Origin of the sequence: Methylophaga sp. UBA4204 (assembly GCF_002379485.1) — a bacterium.
In the GTDB taxonomy this organism is placed as follows: domain Bacteria; phylum Pseudomonadota; class Gammaproteobacteria; order Nitrosococcales; family Methylophagaceae; genus Methylophaga.
Genome location: NZ_DFTU01000075.1, coordinates 1 through 1,626, shown reverse-complemented (window position 1 = coordinate 1,626; position 1,626 = coordinate 1). Strand labels below are relative to the sequence as shown.

General features: G+C 39.9%; 3 protein-coding genes. All 3 read left to right on the top strand.

The window, feature by feature from the left end:
- Window positions 1–269 precede the first annotated feature (269 nt).
- A complete protein-coding gene (locus tag B3182_RS10825) occupies window positions 270–860 on the top strand; it encodes a TetR/AcrR family transcriptional regulator (RefSeq protein ID WP_292356770.1) in 591 nt (196 codons plus the stop codon).
- Between the two features lie 73 nt (window positions 861–933).
- Window positions 934–1,200 carry a DUF4242 domain-containing protein gene (locus B3182_RS10820; protein ID WP_292356771.1) on the top strand — a complete coding sequence of 89 codons (267 nt, stop codon included), beginning with the start codon at window positions 934–936 and terminating at the stop codon, window positions 1,198–1,200.
- A 34-nt stretch (window positions 1,201–1,234) separates the two neighbouring features.
- The coding region (locus tag B3182_RS10815; protein WP_292752732.1) for an MBL fold metallo-hydrolase at window positions 1,235–1,626 on the top strand (392 nt) is incomplete at its 3' end.

Here is a 1,626-nt window from a genome sequence, read left to right as displayed (position 1 = left end):
AATGAGACTGAGGTTAATCAGTTAATAGCAATGTGCAATAAAATCAAAAACAATCTATAAATAAACCAGTCACAGTGTGTACCAGGTCTGTTCTTCTTTCTTCGTCAAGATAATGAGATTGAAAATGCACTAATCAAGACTCGATGAGATTTCACATTGCTTAGTTGATCACTTTTTTTAATATGTCGTTCATTACCTAAGGGTGTTTATCCGATAATTTTTCACTCAGTCACTTGACTTTAAAGACGACTGGTCGTATTTTTTATGCTATGGCAAATCTAAAAGAATTTAAAAGAGAACAAATCCTCAATCAGGGTATTCAACTGATGATGATGCACGGTTATCATGGCACCGGGGTCAAGCTGCTGCTGGATACTGTGAATGTGCCCAAAGGTTCTTTTTATAGTTATTTTGAGAGTAAAGAGAATTTTACGGCAGAAGCGATCACGCATTATATTGAGCCGTTTATAACTCGGTTACAGTCTTACCTGAACAATTCTGAGCTTGATGGCTTAGCCGCGATCAAAACTTATTTTGAGTCTTTGACCCAAGAGCTGGAAAACTCCGATTTCAAAGGTGGTTGTTTACTGGGTGATTTGATGGGGGAGATCGGTGGTGTCAGTGATGTTTGTCGTCAGGCCTTAAAAACAGCGATTAACCAATATTGCACATTATTGGAACAAGGGCTGTTATCAGCACAGCAACAAGGAATTGTGCGTACCGATATTTCGCCTGCAACGATGGCAAGGTTACTTTTCGATGCCTGGCAGGGCGCATTACTGCATATGAAAATTGAACAATCCATTATCCCTTTGCAACGCTTTACTGCAGAACTTCTGGATAACTACATCACTAATTAATCACGCAAAGCCAAAAGGCTTTTTTTTAGGCTCGAATAAAAGACGACCGGTCGCTTTTAAAAGGAGATTAACAATGAAAAAGTTTGTAATAGAAAGAGAGATTGCGGGTGCAGGTAACTTGACACAAGCAGAGTTTGACCAGATTACCGAGACATCCTGCTGTGTATTAAAAGATATGGGCCCACGAATCGAGTGGGTTGAGAGCTATGTAACCGACGATAAAATTTACTGTATTTATCGTGCACCCGATGCCGATACGATTAGAGAACATGCCGAAAAGGGTGGTTTTCCCACTAATAGTATCTCTGAGGTCAAACAAATGCTGAAGCCAACACTTTAAGTGTTTTAACGCCTGATAACGAAGGAGGGTGACGATGCCTTACCTAACTAAAAATTCTGTCAAATTTTTAATGAAATGCTGCTTATTGATGGCGAGTGTGACGGCTCAAATATCACATGCTGATAATGGTTATGTGGTGAATGAGGTGTCAGAAGGCATTTTTTTCCATGAAGGCGTACATGAAGATGCCAATGAGGAAAATCAAGGCAAAATTGCCAATGTCGGTTTTATTATAGGTAATGATTGCATTGCAGTAATCGACACCGGTGGCAGTTATCTCGAAGGAAAATCATTACTTGCATCCATCAGAAAACAAAGTGATTTACCGATTTGCTATGTCATCAACACGCATGTCCATCCTGATCATATTCTGGGCAATGCGGCATTTAAAGAACCCCAAACCACTTTTGTCGGCAGTGCCAAATT